13 protein-coding genes are annotated in these 16,643 nt (G+C 33.9%); 3 read left to right on the top strand and 10 right to left on the bottom strand.

All coding sequences use genetic code 11. The features are described from left to right. Positions 1-85: 85 nt before the first annotated feature. The 8 genes from IHE43_RS02695 to IHE43_RS02660 form a co-directional block, all read right to left on the bottom strand. Positions 86-844 (bottom strand): hypothetical protein, encoded by a 759-nt coding sequence (locus tag IHE43_RS02695; protein ID WP_192186559.1) that lies wholly within the window; start codon positions 842-844, stop codon positions 86-88. Between the two features lie 70 nt (positions 845-914). Continuing rightward, on the bottom strand, positions 915-3,194 hold the full coding sequence (locus IHE43_RS02690) for a helix-turn-helix domain-containing protein (protein WP_192186558.1): 2,280 nt from the start codon (positions 3,192-3,194) through the stop codon (positions 915-917). Positions 3,195-3,293: 99 nt separating this feature from the next. After that, complete coding sequence (locus tag IHE43_RS02685) at positions 3,294-3,863, bottom strand: OmpH family outer membrane protein (protein WP_192186557.1); 570 nt, start codon at positions 3,861-3,863, stop codon at positions 3,294-3,296. 246 nt (positions 3,864-4,109) lie between these two features. After that, on the bottom strand, positions 4,110-4,958 hold the full coding sequence (locus IHE43_RS02680; protein ID WP_192186556.1) for a bifunctional 2-polyprenyl-6-hydroxyphenol methylase/3-demethylubiquinol 3-O-methyltransferase UbiG: 849 nt from the start codon (positions 4,956-4,958) through the stop codon (positions 4,110-4,112). Between the two features lie 144 nt (positions 4,959-5,102). Then, on the bottom strand, positions 5,103-5,510 hold the full coding sequence (locus tag IHE43_RS02675; protein WP_225585354.1) for a hypothetical protein: 408 nt from the start codon (positions 5,508-5,510) through the stop codon (positions 5,103-5,105). Between the two features lie 191 nt (positions 5,511-5,701). After that, positions 5,702-7,573 (bottom strand): tRNA uridine-5-carboxymethylaminomethyl(34) synthesis enzyme MnmG, encoded by a 1,872-nt coding sequence (gene mnmG, locus IHE43_RS02670; RefSeq protein ID WP_192186555.1) that lies wholly within the window; start codon positions 7,571-7,573, stop codon positions 5,702-5,704. 415 nt (positions 7,574-7,988) lie between these two features. Further along, a complete protein-coding gene (gene ybeY, locus IHE43_RS02665) occupies positions 7,989-8,408 on the bottom strand; it encodes an rRNA maturation RNase YbeY (protein WP_072970009.1) in 420 nt (139 codons plus the stop codon). Beyond that, positions 8,405-11,767: a hypothetical protein gene (locus tag IHE43_RS02660; protein ID WP_192186554.1), complete on the bottom strand. Its 3,363-nt coding sequence runs from the start codon at positions 11,765-11,767 to the stop codon at positions 8,405-8,407. The genes ybeY and IHE43_RS02660 overlap by 4 nt, the downstream gene beginning before the upstream one ends. 171 nt (positions 11,768-11,938) lie before the next feature. On the opposite strand from IHE43_RS02660, the gene gltX reads away from it, so the two are divergent. The 3 genes from gltX (at position 11,939) to IHE43_RS02645 (ending at position 16,024) form a co-directional block, all read left to right on the top strand. Next, the gene (gene gltX / locus IHE43_RS02655) at positions 11,939-13,444 is read left to right on the top strand and encodes a glutamate--tRNA ligase (RefSeq protein ID WP_192186553.1); all 1,506 of its coding nucleotides are present in this window, start codon (positions 11,939-11,941) and stop codon (positions 13,442-13,444) included. A 132-nt stretch (positions 13,445-13,576) separates the two neighbouring features. After that, on the top strand, positions 13,577-14,560 hold the full coding sequence (locus tag IHE43_RS02650) for an SPFH domain-containing protein (protein ID WP_192186552.1): 984 nt from the start codon (positions 13,577-13,579) through the stop codon (positions 14,558-14,560). Between the two features lie 72 nt (positions 14,561-14,632). Then, positions 14,633-16,024, top strand: coding sequence for an IS4 family transposase (locus IHE43_RS02645; protein WP_225585084.1), 1,392 nt, complete (start codon positions 14,633-14,635; stop codon positions 16,022-16,024). On the opposite strand, the gene IHE43_RS02640 is transcribed toward IHE43_RS02645, so the two are convergent. Next, the gene (locus IHE43_RS02640) at positions 15,977-16,282 is read right to left on the bottom strand and encodes a DUF6327 family protein (protein WP_192186551.1); all 306 of its coding nucleotides are present in this window, start codon (positions 16,280-16,282) and stop codon (positions 15,977-15,979) included. The genes IHE43_RS02645 and IHE43_RS02640 overlap by 48 nt on opposite strands. Positions 16,283-16,284: 2 nt before the next feature. Beyond that, complete coding sequence (locus IHE43_RS02635) at positions 16,285-16,635, bottom strand: hypothetical protein (RefSeq protein WP_056196687.1); 351 nt, start codon at positions 16,633-16,635, stop codon at positions 16,285-16,287. Between the last annotated feature and the right edge of the window lie 8 nt (positions 16,636-16,643).

Raw genomic sequence — 16,643 nt, 5'->3', positions numbered from 1 at the left:
TTTTTACTTTGTTACGAGCAAATTAAACCTCAGTATTATTTCTTTTAAAAACCAAAAAACCTGTTTCATGTGGAACAGGTTTTTCTTATTTAATCACTATTTTAGCGTCCTGGCTAAGTATCTCTTTATCATTCTGAGAAATTGTTAATTGTGCCGGAGGAGAATCGGATGTGCCAATTACAATGATGTAACATTCGTACAAATAAGTACCTTTTTTGAATTCGAAATGGCTGTTTCCTCCACTTCCATCTGAGATCCATTTTCCATTAGTGATAATCAAATCAGGTTTTTCGCTCATTGGTCTTTTAATGGACCAGGAAGCATATCTGTAGTTGTCGTTTCCTAAATCATCAATTCTTATTCTGAATTTTGAAGTTTCTAATACATAAACGGGAGCTTTAAAAATTGCGATTGACGAATGAAGTTTTCCTTTTTCGCTGGAAATCAATTTATTCTTAAGATCTTTCTCTGCCTGCGATTGATAATTTACTGTAATGATTTTTCCGGTTGTATCCATCCAAATATCGCCCTGACTCAGCATAACACCACGCCAGCCCATTTCGGCCCAATCTTTTGCAGGATTTGAATTGATGATTTCCTTCTTAAGAGTTACATCAAAAATCTGATCGTATCTTTTTATAAAATCGGCTTTATTTTTAACGGCGGGAATTGGATATTCTCTTCCTAGTGGAAAAGAAATAAAAGCCGCAACTCCTTCTTTGTTGTTGCTTTTTATATTGGCAATAAAGCTTTTAATGAACTTTTGATACTCTGGTTTTAAATCCTGACCTGAAGTATTTTGGATGCAAAAGACAATAAATATGACGTAAATTAACTTTCTCATTATTTTCTATTTTACATAATGTTTAATTGGCTAATTCCAATTATCAAACACTAAGTTACAAAACACAAAATTAATTAATGCTGGCTTTGAACATTTTAAGTTCGTCCCACGTAAATTCGTCGCCATGTTTTTCTTTCAATCCGTTCAGAGATTCTTCCTGATAAAACTCAAAAGCCTCACGCAAAGCGAGAATTTTATCATACGGCAAGACATCTGAAATATCAACTTTCTTCGCCTGAATTAATTTAACCAAATGCATTTCAACAGTTTGCATCGTAAGTTTTCTAATTCTGGCAATATCCTGAATTGAATTTTTCTCAAGCCATAAATCATGCGTTTCTTCAACTGTTGTTTTCTTCAGAGCTTTCGGTTCGTTTTTGTCTAATTTTCTGGCTGTATAACGCACTGTAGGTTCATCCAATTTAAAAATATCGGTATTCGACATATTAAACTCCTCCCGAATCTTCGCGACCTTGTCCAGTTTATAGTTTTTAATTGTTGTAGAGGTCAATTTCTCTTTGCAGATGGTTTCACCTGCAACAACAATTTCTATTAGCAATTTGGCCTTCATTAAGCGCAAAACGGCTTTGGTTTGCAGATCGTCTAAAAGCGCCAATTCTTCATAAAATTCTTTGACTTTTTTAAATTTCTGAATTTCAGCCATTTTCTGCAAAAGGTCTGTAACTAATTTGTCCATTGGTTTGAAAAAGTAATCGTAGGCTGCCACTACCCTTTCCTGCACAAAAATCAAATCGACAGTTTCTTTACTGAAAATTTTATTGAGTTGCTGAACGAATTTTTGAGAAGGATCAACCAGCGAATCAATCGTTTCTAAACGTTTATGCGCCCAAACCGAATGTTTTGCTTTTTCTGAATTTACCGCATTCTCGTTATAGCTAAAGCGATGATTGCGCCATTCCTGAGCTAAATCGGCCCAATTGAAACTGTTTATCAAATAGTTATGAATAAAATTTTTGGTTTCAAAATGCAGCGAATTTTTCAGGACTTCTTCTGTCGCTTTATTCAAAGCGTAGTCCATTACATCCTGATCATTCGAAATGCCATTCATTTGTAGCGGAGAAAGCAAAATAAGCCCATTTAAAGACGTTAAACGCGATAATGCTACATAGGCTTGTCCGGGAACAAAAACCTGCGATACATCAAGCGCTGCTTTCTCAAAAGTTAATCCCTGACTTTTATGCACCGTAATCGCCCAGGCTAATTTGAGCGGATAATGTGCAAATGTGCCTAAAACTTCCTCTTCAATCTCTTTTGTCAGCTCATTTACTTTGTAACGAATGTTTTTCCATTCGTACTTCTCCACTTCTATGGTTTTATTTTCTTCCGGAAAATGCACAAAAATTTCTTCGGGCGAAAGCGATTTGATAACACCCATTTTTCCGTTGAAATAGCGTTTTTCAAAAGACAAATCATTCTTAACAAACATCACTTGTGCACCAACCTTTAGCTTCAGATTTTCTTCAACAGGAAAGATTTTTTCAGGGAAATCTCCAACCACAAAAGGCTGATAAGCATGTTCATTTCCTGCCAAATCGTTAATTGCCTGTTCATTCATCGAATCGGCTTTAGCATTATGTGTGGTCAATGTTATATAACCAGGATTGTTTTTTAGATCAAAATCTGGTTTTACATACTCATTCAAAATCTGAATATCCAGCGGTGTAATCTGATTATTTCGAAGATTGTTCAAAACCGAAATGAATTTATCATCACTCTGGCGATAAATCTTAGATAATTCAATGTATAAAGGCGGATTTTGCTGAATTACATGCGAGTGGAAAAAGAATTTTCCTTTGTAATAATTTCTCAAAGTTCGCCACTCTTCATCGCGGATTACAGGCGGCAATTGCAATAAATCTCCAATAAAAAGCACCTGAACACCACCAAACGCACGTGAATTTCTGCGTACCGTCTGCATCATAAAATCAATAGCATCAAGTAAATCGGCACGCAACATACTTACTTCATCAATAATCAGTAACTCCATGTTTCTGATCACATTACGCTTAACATTATTCATTTTGAAATGCCTGCGCAGCGATTCTTTATTTTCGAATTTTACCGTCTCAGTAAATTGTGAACTCTCCTCATAAGTGGGTAAAAAAGCTGAAAATGGCAGCTGAAACATCGAATGAATGGTCACACCACCAGCATTCAGTGCGGCAATACCAGTTGGAGCCACAACAACAGTATTTTTGTGTGTGGTTGCAATGATTTCGCGCAAAAGGGTCGTCTTTCCTGTTCCAGCTTTACCGGTTAGAAATATCGATTTTTGCGTTTGATTGATGAATTGTAAGGTGTAAGCAGCAGCTTCTGAGACGTTTTGCATTGGGCGTGTATTGAAATATCAAAAGTATCGTGTTTTTATAAAAGAAAAAACCTAAATCTTGACAGATTTAGGTTTTTTCTTTAGTTAGTTAGTTTGGTATTATTTTTTAGCTTCTTCTTTAGCCGGAGCTTCTGTTTTTGGTTCTGCTTTATATTTATCGTTCAAAGCTTTAATAATATCTTTTGTGATATCATATTTCTCTTCAGCGTATAAAATTGATGCCGCATCTCCTGTTCCGTAGATATAAGAATAACCTTTTTTCTTACCGTAATCTTTGATGAATTTTTTAACTCCGCTTATTAGAGAATCCATTTCAACTCCACTTTCTTGCTGTAATTGTTGAGACAAAGCTTGTTGAGCATAACCCAATTGTTGTTCTCTTTTTTGCAATTCAGCTCCTCTTTGTTGAGCCCATGCCTGACCATTAGCTTGTGCCTGACTTTGAAAATTAGCAGCGTCTTGTTTAAAACGAGTAATTTCCGCTTGTAGCTGTCTTCCTTTTTCTTCTGCCTGAGCTTTGTATTTAGCCTCAAGATCTTTTGCTTCAGTGTACTCTTTCATTAAAACTGAAGTATCAACGTAAGCTGTTTTTACTTCCTTAACCTCTGTTGCTTTATTACACGAAACAACCAAAATTGAAAGTGCGATAATTACTAATGCTTTTTTCATTTTCTAAATTTCTATTTTTTTTATTGTATTGAAGACAAAAATATAAAAAAATAAATAGCATCAACATAAAGTTTAAAAAATGCTATAATTTTATGATATTGTTTTTATTTATGGAAAGAAAAATGTCAATAATTCAACACTATTAAAACCAGCTTTAATAGCTTTCATTAGAAACATCTTCTCGAAAAAGACATAAATTCCCTCGGTTAAAGTAAAAAAACGCCAGAAACGCGCTTAAATTGCGTTTTACTTGTTTTTTAAGACATAAATGTGAGATGAATACTCTTTTGTACTACCCGCTTTCAAATTTGATTTTAATCCGATGAAAAATGCTCTGATATAATTCATTTTTCCGGTTTTGTATTTTTCGGATAATAAACTCACATAAAAAGAATCAAATTTCATTGGAAGCACTTTTTCCAATTTCATATCCACTTTTTCAAAAAGCGATTGAATAGCTTTTTTTGAAAAATGCCAAAAATGAATTGGCACATCATAAGCTGCCCAAAATTCATTATAATATTTTGCGTCGTACGATTTGAAATTTGGAACCGCAACAATTAATGTTCCAGTTGGTTTAAGTAAACGCTTCAATTCCTCAATTTGTAATTCTAAATTTGGAACGTGTTCTAAAACGTGCCACATTGTAATTACGTCAAAAGAACTATTTCCAAGATCACCAATTTCATTTACAAAAGAGATTCCTTTTTGTATGGCAATATTTTTTGCACGCTCGCTTGGTTCCACTCCAACAGTTTCCCAACCATCATTTTTTGCAGTCAATAAAAAATCTCCTGTTCCGGCACCGATGTCCAAAATTCTTCCTTTATGAGGTTGTTCAGAATTGATTAAATTCAGCTTATTTTTCAGCGCTATATTTTTTACAAAATGATACGCTTTTTCAAAGAAGGAACGTTTGTTGTCTGTATGCGAAATGTAATCTTCACTTTCGTAATATTTTCCAAGATTTTCCAAATCGGGTTGTGGAGATGTAATCAGCATGTCTAAAGTTTCATCATGATACAACTCAAAAATTTCTTTCGAAACAGAATGATCTTTTACAGTAAGAAAGTGTTTTTTGTTTAAAACGTCCATTTTATAATTAGTAGGTATTTGGTTTAATTTTATAGCAAACACTAAAAATGAAAATTCATTTTTAGGTTTATTATTTAATGTTTTTTTAGCGTTTCCAATTTATTTTTACACCTGACATTTTTTCGTTTTCAATTCTTATTTCTGTCAAAGTTGTAAAACCATTTTTAATATAAAAAGGCATTGGAGATTTTTATATAATTCTTTATTTTGTTTTACTTCATTTCCGTGGTCAATAACCCAACCACTCAAACTGATATTATTCTTTTTTATTTCATTAATCAAAAATGTACCATTGCCTCTTCCCTGAATTTTACTATCTAAAATAATAGCAAACCAATCTTCTTCATCTCTCAAAAAAGTAAATGTCCAGCCAATAATCTTATTTGAATCATCAAACAGCAAATAATGTTTTGTATTTGAAAGTCCGTTTAAATACAATTCAAAATCTTCAAGCGTATTTAGATATAACCGTGCCGGATACTCATTGTTCCAAATTTCACGCAAAACTTCTTTTTCTTCCAAAGACAGAATTTCTGTTTCCACTATCTTCATAAGACAAACGTTTAGATTTTAGATTACTGAAATAGTTTCACGTGGAACAATTTATTTTTGTTTCAAGTTTTTCATGTTTCAAGTTTCAGGTTCACTCCTTAAAATTAAAATTCCCTTCTAGTTTCGCGTTCCAACAAATTGAAACATGAAACCTGAAACAGATAAAGACGCACTTTAGTGCGTCTCTACATTTATCTTCCCATATAGATCAAAAGCACAGAAATATCACTAGGAGAAACTCCGCTTATTCTAGAAGCTTGCGAAATTGTCACAGGGCGAATTTTACTTAATTTCTGTTTTGCTTCAATTGACATTGATTTGATTTTATTGTAATCGAAATTCTCCGGAATTTTCACTTCTTCTAAACGAGTAAGTTTGTCTGCGTTATTTCTTTCTTTCTCGATATAACCAGAATACTTAACCTGGATTTCGGCTTGTTCCAAAATTTCCTGATCAACATCATTAGCTTCAATATATTCTTTTACTTTTTCAAATTTCATCATATCCTCCAAATCAATTTGTGGACGAGAGAAAACTTTAAACATCTTATCACCTTGCGTAATCGGAGCTGTTTCTTTAGCTTCCAAAATTGGATTTGTTTCAGCAACCGAAACACTCGTCTCTCTAAAGAAAGCAACCATCTTTTCAGACTCGTTTAATTTCTTTTCCATTCTGCGTAAACGAGCTTCAGAAGCTAAGCCAATTTCATGCGACATCGGTGTTAATCTGAAATCGGCATTATCCTGACGCAACAATGTTCTATATTCTGCTCTTGATGTAAACATACGATAAGGCTCTTCCGTTCCTTTCGTAATTAAGTCGTCAATCAATACCCCAATATATGCTTCGTCACGTTTTAAAATCAATGGTGCTTTTTCATGCACTTTTAAATGCGCATTTATTCCTGCCATCAAACCTTGCGAAGCTGCCTCTTCATATCCTGTCGTTCCATTTATTTGTCCGGCAAAATATAAACCTTCAACTAACTTTGTTTCCAAAGTATGTTTCAATTGCGTAGGCGGAAAATAATCATATTCGATTGCATAACCAGGACGAAAGAATTTCACATTCTCAAATCCAACAACCGAACGCAATGCTTTAAACTGAATATCCTCCGGAAGCGAAGTTGAAAATCCATTCACATAAACTTCACATGTATTCCATCCTTCTGGTTCAACAAAAAGTTGATGACGCTCCTTATCAGCGAAACGGTTTATTTTATCTTCAATCGAAGGGCAATATCTTGGACCAAGACTTTTGATTCTTCCGTTGAACATTGGCGAGCGATCAAAACCTTCTCTCAAAATATCATGAACATCCAAAGAAGTGTATGTCATGTGACAAGATCTTTGATGCGTCAATGGAGTTGTCAAATCAGAATAAGAAAACTTATCCGGTTTTGCATCTCCTTTTTCTTCGTTCATTTTAGAATAATCTAAAGAACGTCCATCCACACGTGGAGGCGTTCCTGTTTTCATTCTTCCGGCTTCAAAACCTGCTTTCACCAAATCTTCCGTAATTCCGGTCGCGGCACTTTCTCCTGCTCTTCCTCCTCCAAATTGTTTTTCTCCAATATGAATCAAACCATTCAAAAAAGTTCCATTTGTCAACACAACAGATTTAGATCGAATCTCAACTCCTAACGAAGTTTTGATTCCTTTTATCTTTCCGTTCTCGATAATCAAACCTTTTACCATCTCTTGGTAGAAATCCAAATTTGGAGTTCCCTCCAACATCATTCTCCATTCCTCGGCAAAACGCATTCGATCACTTTGAACTCTCGGCGACCACATTGCAGGTCCCTTTGATTTATTCAACATCTTAAATTGAATTGCAGTTCGGTCTGAAACAATTCCAGAGTATCCTCCCAACGCATCAATCTCACGCACAATTTGTCCTTTTGCAATTCCACCCATCGCCGGGTTGCAAGACATCTGTGCAATGTTCTGCAGGCTCATCGTAACCAATAAAGTTTTTGATCCTAAATTTGCGGCCGCTGCCGCGGCTTCAGATCCAGCATGACCTGCACCAACCACTATAACATCGTATTCTTCTAAAAACATTTTGTTTTATTATTCTCCGGAAACCGTTTAAGGCAGTTCTCAGAATTAACTTCTTTATTCTTTTTGTTCCACGTGGAACGGCGCTGACGCGCAATTTTTAAATCTTTGAAATTCCAAATTCCACGATCTAACTTAATCGTTCCACGTGGAACAGATCTTCTTTTCAAAACCCAACACTCAAACAAACAACGTTCCACGTGGAACATTTTAAAATCTTTAAGTCCAATCTTTAAGTCCAATCTTTAAGTCCAATCTTTAAGTCCAATCTTTAAGTCCAATCTTTAAGTCCAATCTTTAAGTCCAATCTTTTAATGTTCAATGTTCCACGTGAAACATTTCATTTCTTTTAGCGAGTCTTATGTTTTACGTGAAACAATTGGTGTTTGGGATTTATGTTATTGGGATTTATTTTCCCTTACTGTTCCACGTGAAACATAGCGATTTTTTCATCTTCTTTGGAACGCATTAATTCAGCGTCTTTATCTGATTTGTCTTTGTATCCACAGTAATGTAATATGCCGTGAGCCAAAACACGTTTCAATTCTTCTTCAAAGGAAACATTAAAATCTTTTGCATTGTCTTCTACTCTTTCTACAGAAACAAATATATCTCCGTTTAGTTCGTTACCAACTGTATAATCAAAACTGATAATATCTGTCAGAGTATCGTGATCCAGATATTCTACATTTATCTTATGAAGATATTCATCATCACAAAAAATGTAATTTATCTCTCCCTCGTTTTTATTCTCAGAAACTATTACAGCACTTAACCAATCAGAAAAGGCTTGTTCGTTGTCTAAAGTAAATTCGGTTTCGTAATTAAAATTGATCATTTTGTATTAAAATATTCTTGAACCTTTTGATTAAAATTCGAGCGCAAAGGTAGTGATTGTCTATTTAAAATCTCTACACTGTTTAAATATTCCAAAAGTGAACTTGGTAAAGCATTCGAACGATTAGAAAATTCAGCTTTATTTGTTTCCGATTGACGCTTCGTATCCTGACCTTGTTGCTGAACTGCGTTGTTCAATTTTAATAATTCTTGTTGAATATTTAAAATCCTTTGAAGGTTTTCATTTTTAAAACCTTTATTCAAAAGTTGTTTTTCAGATTGTTTCATTTGATCAATTACAGATTTTCCCTGAGAGTCTAAACCTTGCTTTGCTAATTCCTTTTGCAAGGCTTCACGAAGTTTAACCTGTTCTTTGTAGATTTCCATAATGGCTTCTGCATCTCCTTCTCCATCATTTCCATCTTTACTTTCATTTCCTTTTCCTCCAGATTGATTTCCTTTTCCGTCTTTGCCTTTTCCATCTTTTCCCTGACCTTGTTTACCTTCTCCATTTTGTCTTTGTCCTTCTTTTCCTTCTCCAGGTTTATTCCCTTCCTTCATTCCTTCTTTCATTTTTTCACCTAACCCCTTTTGTTTTTGAATAATATCTGGCAATTGCATTCCTTGTCCCTCTCCTGGTTTTGGTTTTCCAGATCCTGGTTTCGACATTGACATTTGCATGTTGTTTAATAAATCACTTAAAAAGTCAGCTAATTTATTGGCAGATGAAACAGCATATTGCTGATGCGAAACTCCTTTTGGAACCTGAACGTCGGTCAAAGATTCGATAGCTTTGTCAACATTGTATTGTACATTTCCAATTTCCTTCGTTACATCCTCCGCTACTTTTGGATTTCTTAAAGACAAAGCAAACAAACTATCATCTACATGTTTGAACTGTTGTTTCAAATTCTGTTGTACTTTTATGTTTTTGGTATAAGCCGAAGAACCTAATTTCATCGACTTAAATTGTTTCATAACGTCTTCCTGAGATAAAGAGTACGCTAGTAGATTATCCAGAACCTGACGAAGCATTGCAACATCTTCTTCTAGTTGTTCCTGATCTCCACCTTCCATGCTCGATTGCATTTGTTGTGCCATGCTCTTCATTTTTTGAGCAGCACTTTTTTGTTTTGGCTTAGCCGAAGAAGTATTCTTTTTAGCTAACTCTTCAGAAGCTTTTTGCAAATCAGAATCAACATCTTTTTCTTTTGAAGCATCCGAAGGAATATCCAAAGGCGCTTTTAATGTTTTATTTTCTTCTTTTAAGTCTATTAAATCTTCCTGGATTTTATCAAAAGACTTATTGATTTCATCTTGTTTGTCTTTTGTATTTTCACTTTCTTTATTAGAAAGTTTCTCTTGTTGATCTGCTAACTTGTTTAATTTTTCAGCAACCTGATCTGCTTTCTTCTCAACATAAAAACGTTTTGTTAACTCAACTAATTGTTCTAAGTTGCGAGATTGGTTCTTACTGATCTGTTTGAATTTTTCCATCTTATCAAACAAATCTTCATTGTTCAATTTGTCGTTTAGGTTCTTTAATTCATCTAAAAGCTTTTGGTTTTTCTCCAAATCTTTTTCTGCATTATCTAAACGCTTTTGTAAATCTTCAGCTGTTTTATCTTTCTTCTCGTCTTTGAACTTGTCTAAATTCTGATTCATTTTCTCAGCGAACTGTTTCATCAATTCGTCTTGTTGTTTTTGACGTTTGATAAAATCATTGATTTTTTGCTGATCTTTAAACTCTAAATTATCCTTTTCTTTTCCGGTATTTTGAATCTTATCCATTTCAGAAATTTGCTTATTCTGATTCTTCAAAGATTTTTCAAGACTATTTATATTCTGGTTTTGCTGTTGCAATTCCATATCCTGAACTTCGTCTGTAGTAGAAACTCTGTCTGAAAAAACAGAAGATTTTGTACTCTTAAAATGATGAGGCGCATCATTATCAAAAACCTCAAAATAGTATTCATAAGATACTCCTTCTTCTACAGCAAGATTACTTGGAAAGTTAAAAACAAATTGATCAAATACTGCTTGCTTCACAGGAATCGTTCCGCGCTTTGCCGTGTTTGGTTTGTTACGTTCGTAATACACAATCTGTAATTTTGATAAACCATAGTCATCTCCTAATCGTCCTAAAACATAATTTTTATCAAGCTTTAAACTATCAGGTGCAGGCGAAACTATGATCGTTGGATGCTGATCTTTGATGACAGACAGCTGATAATCCAATTTTTCATAGTTTTTAACCTTATTATTCGAGGTAAGAATTTGATATTCTGTATTTTGACTGATAATTTTAGCCAATTTAAACTCGTTTTCAGCTTTATTGAATTTAAAAACCGAATTCTCATCCTTCCAAACAATCTCCTGAGTCGACTGTGTATTCATTTTCCAGGTTACCAAAGTTCCTTCCGGTACAATTGCGTTTCCAGTTCCCTGGATAGTTTCTGATTTCTTTTTTAAATAAGATGGAAAATTCAATACCATTTCGAAGTTGGCAATTGATGGAACTGTAATAACTTTTAATTCATATTCATCTGATGAGACCGAATTCCCTTCAAAAGAAAATTGAACATTATCAACTGGTTTTTCAATCTTGAATTCAAACTTTCCTGGCTGAGATGATTCCATAAAATAACTTTCATCTCCAATATGGATCATCACATTCTCCGGAACTACTTTCCCAACCGATTCCATTTTGATAACGAAATCTTTGTTTTGTTCTGTTTGTAAATTTGAATTTAAAACCACAAATTTGAAAGGTGCCGGTGGCAAAAATGTAGCATTGAAATGCACTACTCTATTTAAACTTTGAGAAATGATATTGCTGTTTCCAGAAATATAAAACACCGCAAAAAGCAAAATTGGAATAAGAGCCAATGGCAAATATCTTTTATTTGCTTTAAAATTAATAGCATTCCCGAACGGAATTGGTTGCAATGAATTCGCTTTTTGTTCTATAGAAGCCAACATTAATTCTGAACTTTCAGCGGAGTTTTCAGAAGAAGATAATTGTAAAAAGTTCGTCAGCTTATCACTCACTTCCGTAAAATGATTTCCAATAATTTTGGAAGCCTGATTATAATCAATTCCTTTTTGAAGTTTGAACAACTTGAAAATTGGAAACAAGATAAATCGGAACAAAAGGAAAACTTCTACTCCAATAAACATCCAAAATAAAACCGTTCTTCCTACTGGTTTTAACCAAAGAAAATACTCAATAAAAAGCGTAAACAGAAAATACAATAATCCAAAACCAATAAAAAGAAGCCCTCCTTTTATCAATTCGTTGGTGTAATATTTCTTTATAAAAGCTTCTAACTTTTGATATATGGCAGATGTTGTTTTCAAAATAAAATCTCTTTTGATTATAACCTATAAAAGTAATAATTATAACGATAAGTCTGAAAGTCAAAAGCCAAAAGCCAAAAGTCAAAAGTTCTGTATACAATCCAAAACCTTTCAAACTTTCGACTTTTGACTTTTGACTAATATCGTATCTTTGCATCAAAATTTAAACAAATGTCAAAGCAAGTTCGCGTGCGTTTTGCACCAAGTCCGACTGGACCATTACATATTGGCGGAGTTCGTACTGCCCTATTTAATTATTTATTTGCCAAAAAAAACAATGGTGTTTTCTATTTAAGAATTGAAGATACAGATCAGACTCGTTTTGTTCCTGGAGCCGAAGCTTATATTATGGAAGCATTAGAATGGTTAGGAATTGCTCCTGAAGAAACCGTTGGGAAAAACGAAAAATTTGGTCCATACAGACAAAGCGATCGTAAAGATTTATATCAATCTTACGCTGATCAATTGATCAATTCGGGTTGGGCGTATTATGCTTTTGATACTCCGGAAGCTTTAGATGCACATAGAAAACAACATGAAGCAGAAGGAAAAACATTTATTTACAACCATCATAATCGCGAAAAGTTAGATACCTCTTTGGTAATTTCTGCAGAAGAAGTTGCTAAGAGAATTGCTAATGGAGAGCATTATGTAATCCGTTTTAAAACTCCGGTTGATGAAACTTTACATTTAAAAGATATCATTCGTGGTGATGTAAAATTCGAAACCAATCTTCTTGACGATAAAGTATTATTCAAAAGTGACGGAATGCCAACTTATCATTTGGCTAATATTGTAGATGATCATTTAATGGAAACTTCACACGTAATTCGTGGAGAAGAATGGTTGCCATCTATGCCGCTTCACGTTTTATTATACAGAGCTTTTGGTTGGGATGCTCCTGAATTTGCACATTTGCCATTGATTTTAAAACCGGTTGGAAACGGAAAATTATCTAAAAGAGATGGAGATAAGTTAGGATTTCCTGTGTTTCCATTAGAATGGAAAACCGAAGAAGGTGTTTCATCAGGTTACAGAGAAAAAGGATTTTTCCCGGAAGCCGTTATAAACTTCTTGGCTTTGTTAGGATGGAATGATGGAACTGATAAAGAATTATTTTCTTTAGAAGAATTAGTAGACGCTTTTGACTTAAACAGAGTTCATAAATCAGGAGCAAAATTTGATCCGGAGAAAAACAAATGGTTCAATCATCAATATTTAATCAAACAAAATGATGCTGATTTAGCAAAAGACTTCACTCCTATTCTAGTTGAAAAAGGTATTGATATTTCTAAATATGACATTACAAGAATCGTTTCCCTGATAAAAGAAAGAGCGCATTTCGTTTCTGAATTTTGGGATTTGACTGATTTCTTTTTCCAGGCTCCAACATCATATGATGAAAAAGCAAGCAAAAACTGGAAGGAAGAAACTCCGGCTTTAATGCAGGAATTGATTTCAACTCTTGAATATATTGATGGATTTGACTCAGCAAATATCGAAGCAATTGTAAAAGACTGGTTAACGAAAAACGAAATTGGCATGGGTAAAGTTATGCAGCCTTTCCGTCTAAGTTTGGTTGGAGCTCTTAAAGGTCCTCACCTATTTGACATTGTTGAAATCATTGGAAAAGAAGAAACGATTTCGAGAATTCAAAAAGCAATAAGTACATTATAAAATAATTTACTTTAAAATATCAAACGCTAAAAAACATCTGTAAAATGTTCTTAGCGTTTTTTTAATGTCTAAAAAATTTAAATTGGAAGAATATTCGTAATTTACCCAATCATAAAACTAAACTATATCACCATGAACACAGCATTAATTATCCTTTTAGTCTTCGGATTATTCATTTTTATGTCTTCCTTTTTTACCGTGAAACAACAATCGTCTGTTGTAATCGAAAGATTTGGTAAATTTTTGAGCGTTAGAAATTCAGGTTTACAACTTAAGATTCCGATTGTCGACAGAATTGCCGGACGTGTAAATCTTAAGATTCAGCAATTAGATGTTATCATCGAAACGAAAACCAAAGACAACGTTTTTATAAAAATGAAAGTTTCGGTTCAGTTTAAAGTTATTCAGGAAAAAGTGTACGATGCTTTTTATAAACTGGAATATCCGCACGATCAGATCACCGCTTATGTATTTGATGTTGTTCGTGCCGAAGTTCCAAAACTAAAATTGGATGACGTTTTTGAAAGAAAAGATGATATCGCAATTGCTGTAAAAAGAGAATTGAATGAGGCAATGACTACTTACGGTTATGATATTATCAATACTTTGGTAACAGATATTGATCCGGATATCCAGGTAAAAAATGCAATGAACAGAATCAACGCTGCCGACAGAGAAAAAACGGCTGCTGAATTTGAAGCTGAAAGTTCAAGAATCAGAATCGTTGCAAAAGCAAAAGCTGAAGCTGAAAGTAAGCGTTTACAAGGTCAGGGTATTGCAGATCAGCGTCGTGAAATTGCAAGAGGTTTAGTAGAAAGTGTTGAAGTTTTGAACAATGTTGGAATTAATTCTCAAGAAGCTTCTGCCTTAATTGTTGTTACACAACATTATGATACTTTACAGGCAATTGGTGCTGATGCAAATTCAAATTTAATCTTGCTACCAAATTCTCCACAAGCTGGAAGTGATATGCTAAATAATATGGTAGCTTCATTTACAGCATCAAACCAGGTTGGAGAAATGATGAAAAAGCACAATAAAAAAGTAGAAAAACCAAAACCAATTCAGCCACAATCTGGTTATGAAGATGACATACAACCAGAAATAAAAGAATAGTAAAAAGAAAAAGAGGCTTAATTGCCCTACCGTCTGGACACAAATATTTTTTTTAATTATATTTGAGAAAAAGTGCAGACTAGATATTTTGAAAATTTAAAAGACAAGCGATTGTTGAATAGAGGTAATTCTATTCTCAATCGCTTGTTTGCTAATAGTATTTATTCGATAAGACAATTAGCAGAAAGTGACGCTGAAGCCAAAGCGATTTACCGATTTTTGCAAAATGATAATGTCAGTGAGGCTGATATTATAAAGAACATGTCTCTTAATTGTGTAAGCTGCGTTGAAGATAAATCTGTTTTGTGTATTCAGGACAGTAGTGAAATAAACCTTTATAATCACAGAAACAGGATCAAAAAGGATGAGTCAATTGGACTGACCAATGCTTCTGTTGGTGGACTTGGCTTTTTTATTCATCCGAGTTTTATCATAGATGCAGATACTTTAATGCCATATGGTTTTTCAGATGTGAAAATATGGAATAGAAGTCATGAACTGCCACCTAAAATGAAGACCAATACTCACAATCGTATACCCATTGAAGAAAAAGAGTCTTACAGATGGATCGATTCTTCTCTTGAAACTAAGAAAAGACTAAGTAAAGCAAAAGAAATAATCATTATTCAGGACAGAGAGGGAGATATTTTTGAACAATTTTGCCTTGTCCCAGACAGTAAAACACATTTATTGATTAGATCCCGATTTAATCGATTGTTGGGTAATAAAATCAAACTTTTCGATCATCTAAGTTCTCAGCCGCTTCAAGGGATGTACACAATTGAACTAGAAGGAGACAAAAGGAGAAATATCCAGAAAAGAACAGCTACTATAGAAGTACGCTTTTCAGAAATAACAATAGGCAAACATCAATATTCAGGTAAACATCTTCCTGATAAAATCAAGCTTTACGCTATTGAGGCAAAAGAGGTTGGAGAAAACATTGAAAACCCAATACTTTGGAGATTACTAACGACAAAGAAAGTTGAAGATCTGCAAACTGCATTACTTTGTATCCAATGGTATACCTACAGGTGGACTATCGAAGAAGTATTTAGAATTTTAAAGAAAGAGGGCTTCAACATAGAAGCTAGCGAATTATCCCAAGGCAAAGCAGTTCGTAAACTATGTCTTTTGATGCTGGAGACTATTATAAAGCTCTTTATTATGCAAATCGCCTATGGCTGCGAAGAAGAGACTGAACCCAGAAGCTGTTTTTCAGAGCAAGAAATGGAATGTTTAGAATTGCAAATCACACAATTAGAGGGTAAAACAGAAAAACTAAAAAACCCATATAAATCGTCAGATTTGAAACGATATATATGGGCTATTGCTAGATTAGGAGGATGGAAAGGTTATCTTTCAGAAAGAAAACCAGGCATCACAACCTTTTGGATTGGCCTGCAAAAATTCAATTCAGTCATGCAAGGTTGGATACTCTTTAGAGATGTGTCCAGACGGTAGCTCTGAAAAGAGTCTTTTTTTATTAAATAACCAACTGATAATATGTGGTAAAAATGATTGCAAAATCTTAGGATAGTTATTTGAAAAATAATCTTTATAAGATGAAAAGAATCCATTCACAATTTTCTGCGGTGTAATTCCTTCCTTTGTTTTCTGAAAACTTAAAACTAACTTTTGGTAATTAATCTCTTTTTCTAATTTCAGAATTTCCAAATCTCTTTCGATTTCAGCGTATGACGAGTATTTTTTCGGTTCCATAATTAGTCGTTAAAAAAGATTTCGGAGAATTTTTCTAAAATTGGGCCTTCAACAAATTTATCTTTTATAAAGAAAAGCAAGATTGTAAAAACAAGATAGATTCCTCCTACTGCCAAAAATCCAAGTGCTGTACTTTCAAATAAAGAACCAAAAGCGTACGCTGCTGCGAAAGAACCAAAAATCAAAACCATACTGAAACACAATAAAATCAAAGTAAACTTAAAAATTAAAGTTGTTGATTTCATTGCTACTTTAAAACCCCAAAGTTTATAATAGGCCAAGTGACTGTCAAGATAAACTTTAGCCTGATCCTGGATATTTTCGGTATTTTCTTTTAATTCTTCAAAAGCCATAGTTATAG

The organism is Flavobacterium sp. MDT1-60 (assembly GCF_014844035.1).
Lineage (GTDB): Bacteria > Bacteroidota > Bacteroidia > Flavobacteriales > Flavobacteriaceae > Flavobacterium.
The sequence above is the reverse complement of the archived record's forward strand: the minus strand, read 5'-3'. Positions and strand labels throughout refer to the sequence as shown.

Coding starts and splice junctions, on each gene's coding strand:
- IHE43_RS02685 (WP_192186557.1), bottom strand. CDS start 3,863: ATGAAAAAAGCATTAGTAATTATCGCACTTTCAATTTTGGTTGTTTCG.
- IHE43_RS02640 (WP_192186551.1), bottom strand. CDS start 16,282: ATGGAACCGAAAAAATACTCGTCATACGCTGAAATCGAAAGAGATTTG.
- IHE43_RS02690 (WP_192186558.1), bottom strand. CDS start 3,194: ATGCAAAACGTCTCAGAAGCTGCTGCTTACACCTTACAATTCATCAAT.
- mnmG (WP_192186555.1), bottom strand. CDS start 7,573: ATGTTTTTAGAAGAATACGATGTTATAGTGGTTGGTGCAGGTCATGCT.
- IHE43_RS02680 (WP_192186556.1), bottom strand. CDS start 4,958: ATGGACGTTTTAAACAAAAAACACTTTCTTACTGTAAAAGATCATTCT.
- IHE43_RS02635 (WP_056196687.1), bottom strand. CDS start 16,635: ATGGCTTTTGAAGAATTAAAAGAAAATACCGAAAATATCCAGGATCAG.
- gltX (WP_192186553.1), top strand. CDS start 11,939: ATGTCAAAGCAAGTTCGCGTGCGTTTTGCACCAAGTCCGACTGGACCA.
- ybeY (WP_072970009.1), bottom strand. CDS start 8,408: ATGATCAATTTTAATTACGAAACCGAATTTACTTTAGACAACGAACAA.
- IHE43_RS02650 (WP_192186552.1), top strand. CDS start 13,577: ATGAACACAGCATTAATTATCCTTTTAGTCTTCGGATTATTCATTTTT.
- IHE43_RS02675 (WP_225585354.1), bottom strand. CDS start 5,510: ATGAAGATAGTGGAAACAGAAATTCTGTCTTTGGAAGAAAAAGAAGTT.
- IHE43_RS02695 (WP_192186559.1), bottom strand. CDS start 844: ATGAGAAAGTTAATTTACGTCATATTTATTGTCTTTTGCATCCAAAAT.